Annotated in this window: 7 protein-coding genes; 5 read left to right on the top strand and 2 right to left on the bottom strand. The window is 49.6% G+C overall.

Features of this window, described 5'->3' with window-relative positions:
- From tgt to secF, 4 genes are all read left to right on the top strand, one after another.
- Positions 1 to 967: tRNA guanosine(34) transglycosylase Tgt (gene tgt, locus MHN01_RS11945; protein ID WP_239411553.1), on the top strand; the 967-nt coding region annotated here is incomplete at its 5' end.
- 22 nt (positions 968 to 989) lie between these two features.
- Positions 990 to 1,325, top strand: a complete 336-nt coding sequence (gene yajC / locus MHN01_RS11940; protein ID WP_075763634.1) for a preprotein translocase subunit YajC — start codon at positions 990 to 992, stop codon at positions 1,323 to 1,325.
- A gap of 25 nt (positions 1,326 to 1,350) precedes the next feature.
- Positions 1,351 to 3,204, top strand: coding sequence for a protein translocase subunit SecD (gene secD / locus MHN01_RS11935; RefSeq protein WP_370646501.1), 1,854 nt, complete (start codon positions 1,351 to 1,353; stop codon positions 3,202 to 3,204).
- 12 nt (positions 3,205 to 3,216) lie between these two features.
- Positions 3,217 to 4,164, top strand: a complete 948-nt coding sequence (gene secF, locus MHN01_RS11930; RefSeq protein WP_239411552.1) for a protein translocase subunit SecF — start codon at positions 3,217 to 3,219, stop codon at positions 4,162 to 4,164.
- Positions 4,165 to 4,244: 80 nt separating this feature from the next.
- Here secF and MHN01_RS11925 read toward each other — a convergent pair whose 3' ends face one another.
- Positions 4,245 to 4,937, bottom strand: a complete 693-nt coding sequence (locus MHN01_RS11925; protein ID WP_239411551.1) for a leucine-rich repeat domain-containing protein — start codon at positions 4,935 to 4,937, stop codon at positions 4,245 to 4,247.
- A 163-nt stretch (positions 4,938 to 5,100) separates the two neighbouring features.
- Positions 5,101 to 5,901 (bottom strand): inositol-1-monophosphatase, encoded by an 801-nt coding sequence (gene suhB / locus MHN01_RS11920; protein WP_075763638.1) that lies wholly within the window; start codon positions 5,899 to 5,901, stop codon positions 5,101 to 5,103.
- Positions 5,902 to 6,132: 231 nt separating this feature from the next.
- Between suhB and trmJ the strand changes: the two genes are divergently transcribed.
- Positions 6,133 to 6,856, top strand: a 724-nt coding sequence (gene trmJ / locus MHN01_RS11915; RefSeq protein WP_239411550.1) for a tRNA (cytosine(32)/uridine(32)-2'-O)-methyltransferase TrmJ, incomplete at its 3' end; no start/stop codon positions are given.

Here is a 6,856-nt window from a genome sequence, read left to right as displayed (position 1 = left end):
TCTGTGTAATACTTTCCACCTGTGGCTGCGTCCGGGTCAGGAAGTGATGAAAATGCATGGTGATCTGCATGACTTTATGCAGTGGCAGGGCCCGATCCTGACTGATTCAGGCGGCTTCCAGGTATTCAGCCTTGGCGATATCCGTAAAATTACCGAGGAAGGTGTTCACTTCCGCAACCCGGTGAACGGTGACAAGATTTTCATGGATGCCGAGAAGTCGATGGAAATCCAGAAAGATCTGGGCTCAGACATCGTGATGATCTTCGATGAGTGTACGCCGTACCCGGCGACACACGATGAAGCGAAGAAGTCGATGGAGATGTCTCTGCGCTGGGCACAGCGTAGCCGCAACCATTTTGACAAACTTGGTAACAAAAATGCGCTATTCGGTATCGTACAGGGTAGTGTATATGAAGACTTGCGTGATGTTTCTGTTGAAGGTCTGACTAATATCGGCTTTGATGGTTATGCGGTAGGTGGCCTGGCAGTTGGTGAACCGAAAGAAGACATGCACCGTGTGCTTGAGCATACGTGTCCTCAGCTGCCGGAAGACAAGCCACGTTACCTGATGGGAGTTGGCAAGCCGGAAGACTTGGTTGAGGGTGTTCGTCGCGGTATCGATATGTTCGATTGCGTGATGCCGACCCGAAATGCCCGTAATGGACACCTATTTGTCACCGGTGGTGTGATCAAGATCCGCAATGCGAAACATAAAACGGATACAACCCCTCTCGATCCGCACTGTGACTGTTACACTTGTCGCAACTATTCGAAGGCGTATCTGTATCACCTGGATAAGTGTAATGAAATTCTGGGTGCACGCCTTAATACAATCCACAACTTACGTTACTACCAGCGTTTGATGGCAAGTATCCGTAAGGCGATTGAAGAAGATCGTTTCGATGCCTTTGTAGAAGAGTTCTACGCGCGTCGAGACCGTGAAGTTCCACCGTTGAAAAACGCTTAACAATAAACGAGGACGTTAATAAATGAGTCTTTTCATTTCTCAGGCACATGCCGCAGCTGAAGGTGCACCACAGGGCGGCGGTATGCAGCTATTCATCATGCTGGGTCTGTTCGCAGTTATTTTTTACTTCATGATTTACCGTCCGCAGGCGAAGCGCGTTAAGGAGCATAAGAACCTGATGTCTTCCATGGGCAAAGGTGACGAAGTGCTAACCAATGGTGGTCTGGTGGGTAAAATCACTAAGGTCTCCGACGAGAACGACTACATTGTTATTGCGCTGAATGACACAACTGAAGTAACAATCAAAAAAGATTTCGTTTCTGCAGTTCTGCCAAAAGGCACAATGAAATCTCTGTAATTTTTTGCTCTGAAGGATCACAGCAGTGTTAAACCGTTATCCCTTGTGGAAGAACCTGATGGTGGTGTTTACACTGCTCATCGGTCTGCTATATGCACTTCCCAATGTTTACGGTGAAGATCCGGCAATTCAAATCTCCGGGGCGCGTGGCGCCTCGGCAGATATGTCAACGCTGGATGCAGTCACCGAAGATTTAAATCAAAATCAACTCTCTTACAAATCTGTCGCTTTCGAAAACGGTACTGTACTTGTCCGCTTTAACGATACTGATACCCAGATCAGTGCCCGCGATATTCTCAATGAACAGCTTGGTGATGACTTCGTCGTCGCACTAAACCTTGCAGCATCGACTCCTGACTGGCTTGAATCCATCGGCGCGACCCCAATGAAACTGGGTCTGGACTTGCGCGGCGGTGTGCATTTCCTAATGGAAGTCGATATGGATGCAGCAATGGACAAGTTGCTGGGTCAGCAGGAAGAGACCTTCCGTACTGAACTGCGCGAAGCGAAAATCCGCTACCGTGCTATCAGTAAGACCGATACTTCGGTTGAAGTTCGCCTGCGTAATGCCGAGCAGCTGGCTCAGGCTAAAATCGAGCTGTCCAAGCTTCATCCGGATATGTTGTTCACCGATAGCGACAGCAATGGCCGTTTTGTGCTTTCGGCTCAGTTTACTGAGGCGCGCCTTCAGGAAATTCGCAACTACGCCGTTGACCAGAACATCACCATTCTACGTAACCGTGTAAATGAGCTTGGTGTCGCCGAGCCACTGGTACAGCGTCAGGGTGCAAACCGCATCGTTGTCGAGCTACCGGGTGTTCAGGATACTGCGCGTGCGAAAGAAATTTTGGGTGCGACAGCAACGCTGGAATTCCGTGAAGTGGATAGCACCGCTGACGTAGCGGCAGCTGCTTCTGGCCGTGCACCGGCAGGTAGCGAGGTGAAATACACCCGTGACCAGCGTCCGGTCGTGCTGAAAAAACGTGTGATTCTATCCGGTTCTCATATTACTGACGCAAGCTCAAGCGCTGATGAATATGGCCGTCCTCAGGTTAATATTTCGCTCGATAGCGAAGGTGGCAGCAAGATGACAGCCTTCTCACGTAATAACGTGGGCAAGCTGATGGCTACAGTGTTTACCGAATATAAAGACAGCGGCGATCGCGATGCCAACGGCAAAGTGATTCTTGAGAAACACGAAGAAGTGATCAACCAGGCGACCATTCAGACTGCACTGGGTCGTAACTTCCGTATTACCGGTATCGACTCTCAGTCCGAAGCGCATAACCTGGCACTGCTACTGCGTGCAGGTGCTCTGATTGCGCCTATCTCTATTGTCGAAGAACGTACTATCGGTCCGTCAATGGGTCAGCAGAATATCGATATGGGTATTCAGGCAATGATCTGGGGTATGGTTGCCGTTATGCTGTTTACGCTGGTGTATTACCGCCGTTTCGGTCTGTTTGCCAATATGGCTCTGCTGATGAACCTGGTAATGATTATAGGTGTCATGTCGATGATCCCAGGGGCAACTATGACCTTGCCGGGTATTGCCGGTATTGTTCTGACAGTCGGTATGGCTGTCGATGCCAACGTACTGATCTTTGAGCGTATCCGTGAAGAGCTTCGTGAGGGCCGCAGTCCTCAGCATGCCATTCAGCAAGGTTATGCCAATGCACTGAGTACGATTGCCGATGCCAACATTACAACTCTGATCACCGCAATCATTCTGTTTGCCGTGGGCACAGGTGCAATTAAAGGCTTCGCGGTGACCCTGTCTATCGGTATCCTGACGTCGATGTTTACGGCGATTGTCGGAACCCGTGCAATGGTCAACCTTGTTTACGGCGGTAAGCGCGTCGATAAACTGTCGATCTAAGGAGACGCTGACATGTTTCAAATAATGAAAGCGGATAAAGTGATCGACTTTATGCGCTGGTCGAAAGGCACTTTTGTCCTGTCGATTATTATGATTGTTGCGGCAATCGCGACTGTTACCACTCAGAAACTGAACTGGGGCCTCGACTTTACCGGCGGTACACTGATCGAAGTTGGTTTCGAGCAGCCTGCTGATCTGGTCAAAATCCGTGATTCACTGGAAACAGCCGGCTTTGGCGATGCCATCGTGCAGAATTTCGGCACGGCACGTGATGTCATGGTTCGTCTGCAGCCGCGTGAAGATGCACAGGGCGAAAAGCTGGGTAACCAGATTATCGATGCCCTGAAAGTCGGTACTGGCCAAAACGTTGAAATGCGCCGCATTGAGTTTGTTGGCCCGAACGTTGGTGACGAGTTGGCTGAAGCCGGTGGTCTGGCGATTCTTGTTTCGCTGATCTGTATTCTGCTGTATGTCTCGATGCGTTTTGAGTGGCGTCTGGCAGCAGGTGCGGTACTGGCGTTGGCACACGACGTCATCATCACCATTGGTATCTTCTCTTTCACCCAGATTGAAATCGATCTGACGATTGTAGCGGCCTTGCTGACGGTTGTCGGTTACTCGCTCAACGATACCATTGTTGTATTCGACCGTATCCGTGAGAACTTCCGTAAGATGCGTAAGGGTGGACCAATCGAGGTGATGAACAGCTCGGTTACCCAGACCCTGAGCCGTACCTTGATCACCTCGGCAACAACGCTATTCGTGGTTATTGCCCTGTTCTTGAAAGGCGGTAGCATGATCCACGGTTTTGCCGCGGCGTTGTTGATCGGTATCACTGTCGGTACGTATTCCTCTATTTACGTTGCTTCGGCGCTGGCGCTTAAACTGGGTATTACCCGTGAGCACCTGATGCCACCGCAGGTAGACAAAGAAGGTGAAGAGTTCGACGCGATGCCGTAAGGTATTGTGTGAAAACGCTGAATAAAAAACGGAGCCGCAAGGCTCCGTTTTTGTATCTGCAGCTCAGTCTTTGTTAATCCTTATTTGGCCTGCCACTCACTGACTGGACGTTGCTTGCCACCGTTCATTGGATTCCCTTGCTCTAGCAGTTGGTTGAGTTTTGTATTGTGGGAGAGATCCAGGGTGGTCAGGGCGTTGTTTCTGACATTGAGTTCAGTCAACGTAGGGTTGTTAGATAAGTCCAACGCTTGCAGCTTGTTGTCAGCAACAAGCAGTGCACGTAGCTTGGGTAGTTGGGAAACAGTCAATGAATCGAGTTCATTGTCATTCAGGAACAGCTTTTCCAGTCGCTCGGACTGAGGGAGTACGAGGGTATCAATGTCATTATCGCTTAGCCGTACTTCACGCAGAGCATGGTTTTCTGACAGATCCAGAGTGTTGAGCTGGTTATCGCTGAGGTCGAGGTAGCGTAGCTCGGGATTATCAGACAGATCCAGGGAATCGAGCTGGTTGTCATCGAGTGACAGTTTACGAAGGTTCTCGAAGTACTTCACCTCGGTTGCCGAGCGGATGTTAAGGTCTTCACAATCGAGCTCGGTGATATCGTCAGGGTAGCTCTCACCTGTGTCCAGCACGCAGGCACGGAAGTTTTGGTCGGCGAAGGGAATAGCTTCGAGCGTATCGTAATGTTGTTCACAGCCAGTTAGCAGCAAGGGTAGCGAACAGGCCAATAGGCTGCTGATTAGCAGGGGGCGTGTGTTGAATGCGGGCATCAATGTCACCTAATAGAATACAGTTTTCTCGATAGGTGCAGAGTATCATAAAGAGATCTTTATACGGTATATCTAACTGTATGAAATGAAAGCACTTAGCCCTAGATAAAGAAAAGCCCCGTCAGCGTCGCTGGCGGGGCTTGGTTTGGTCAGTAACCAAAAATTACTTAGTCAATGCTTCGCTGCCGTGTTCACGGATCTTGGCAAGCATTGGCTTAACGACACGAGCGTTACCAGCAACGATGTTGCCAGACGTCAGGTAGTTAGTATTACCGGTAAAGTCAGTACAGATAGCACCTGCTTCACGTGCGATTAGTTCACCCGCTGCCAGTTCCCAAGGCTTCTGGCCTAGCTTGAATACACCGTCAACGCGGCCAGCTGCCAGGTAGCAAAGATCGAGTGCTGTTGAACCACACTGACGCATGTCGTCACATTCGATGAACAGCGCGTTTTGGATCTTCATGTAGCTTTCAGCGTGTTGCTTGGCTGCAAAAGGAAGGCCTGTTGCCAGTGTTGTACCGCTTAGATCTCGTGGCTGGGAAGCACGAACGCGCTGGCTGTTAAGCTGAGCGCCAGAGCCGCGAGTTGCTGTGAATAGTTCGTTACGAGCTGGGTCGTAAACAGCAGCAACTTCTGTACGACCACGCATGCGTAGTGCTACAGAGATTGCGAAGTGAGGTAAACCGCGAACGAAGTTTTTGGTGCCATCCACTGGGTCGATGATCCACTGACACTCTTTGTCTTTGCCTTCTTTGTTACCAGTCTCTGCACCAATGATGCAGTGATCAGGGTAAGACTTAAGAATAGTGTCGATAATGATAGCTTCAGCTTCTTGATCGATGTTGGTAACAACATCATTACCTTTGTTGGCAACTTCGATTGCCTGAGGTTTTTCTAGAGATTTAATGACATGGTCACCAGCCTTTCGCGCAGCGCGAATGGCGATATTAAGCATCGGATGCATAGGATCTTCCCAACGGATGTTAAAGAACTAAAAAGCGGCGGCGAGTATATCAGAGCTAGGGCAAAAAGGAAGTGGTTATTTTTTGCCCGGAACGGTTTTTCCTATCTGCGTTAGTACTAAAAGGAATAAAATACCGGTCATAGATATAATGTTTTTACATGTTTTCTCCATTTTTGGAGAGGGTGTGTTAAAATCCTTCCGCTTTAAGAATTCGTCGGATATAGCTTTTTCATGTTAGATAAAATCAGTGTTGTTTTAGTGGGTACCTCTCATCCGGGTAATATCGGCTCGGCTGCCCGAGCGATGAAAGTGATGGGCCTGACCAATTTGGTGTTGGTCGATCCGGCTTGTGAAATCGATGAGAAATCCTATGCGCTGGCTGCTGGTGCAGCTGATATTGTCGACAATGCGAAAATTGTCCCGACCTTGGATGAAGCGATTGCTGATTGCGGCCTGGTTGTTGGTTCGAGCGCACGTTCTCGTACCCTGGAGTGGCCGCAACTCGACCCGCGTGAGTGTGGGATCAAGTCGATTGCCGAGGCCAGCAGCCACAATGTCGCTATTTTGTTTGGTCGAGAACGTACGGGACTGACCAATGAAGAACTGCAAAAGTGTCACTGTCATGTCTACATTCCTGCTAATCCGGACTACAGCTCGCTGAATCTGGCGATGGCCGTGCAGACGGTCAGCTACGAGGTCCGCATGGCGTACCTGGAGCAGCAAAAATACGATGGTGATAGCAAGGTAGAAGAATATCCGCGCGCCAAAGAGCTGGAAATGTTCTATGAGCACCTTGAAAAAGTTACCACGCAGACCCAGTTTATTAATAAGAAACATCCGGGAATGGTGATGGCGAAACTGCGTCGGCTATTTACCCGTGCTCGCCCTGAGCAGCAGGAGTTGAATATCCTGCGAGGTATCTTATCCTCAGTCGAAAAATCGCTAGAAAGTCGCG

The sequence above is a fragment of the Photobacterium sp. OFAV2-7 genome, from assembly GCF_022347985.1.
In the GTDB taxonomy this organism is placed as follows: Bacteria; Pseudomonadota; Gammaproteobacteria; order Enterobacterales; family Vibrionaceae; genus Photobacterium.
The sequence above is the reverse complement of the archived record's forward strand: the minus strand, read 5'-3'. Positions and strand labels throughout refer to the sequence as shown.

Bases quoted from the DNA above. Each gene is read 5' to 3' on its own strand.
- yajC (WP_075763634.1), top strand. From the start codon at position 990: ATGAGTCTTTTCATTTCTCAGGCACATGCCGCAGCTGAAGGTGCACCA.
- secF (WP_239411552.1), top strand. From the start codon at position 3,217: ATGTTTCAAATAATGAAAGCGGATAAAGTGATCGACTTTATGCGCTGG.
- MHN01_RS11925 (WP_239411551.1), bottom strand. From the start codon at position 4,937: ATGCCCGCATTCAACACACGCCCCCTGCTAATCAGCAGCCTATTGGCC.
- suhB (WP_075763638.1), bottom strand. From the start codon at position 5,901: ATGCATCCGATGCTTAATATCGCCATTCGCGCTGCGCGAAAGGCTGGT.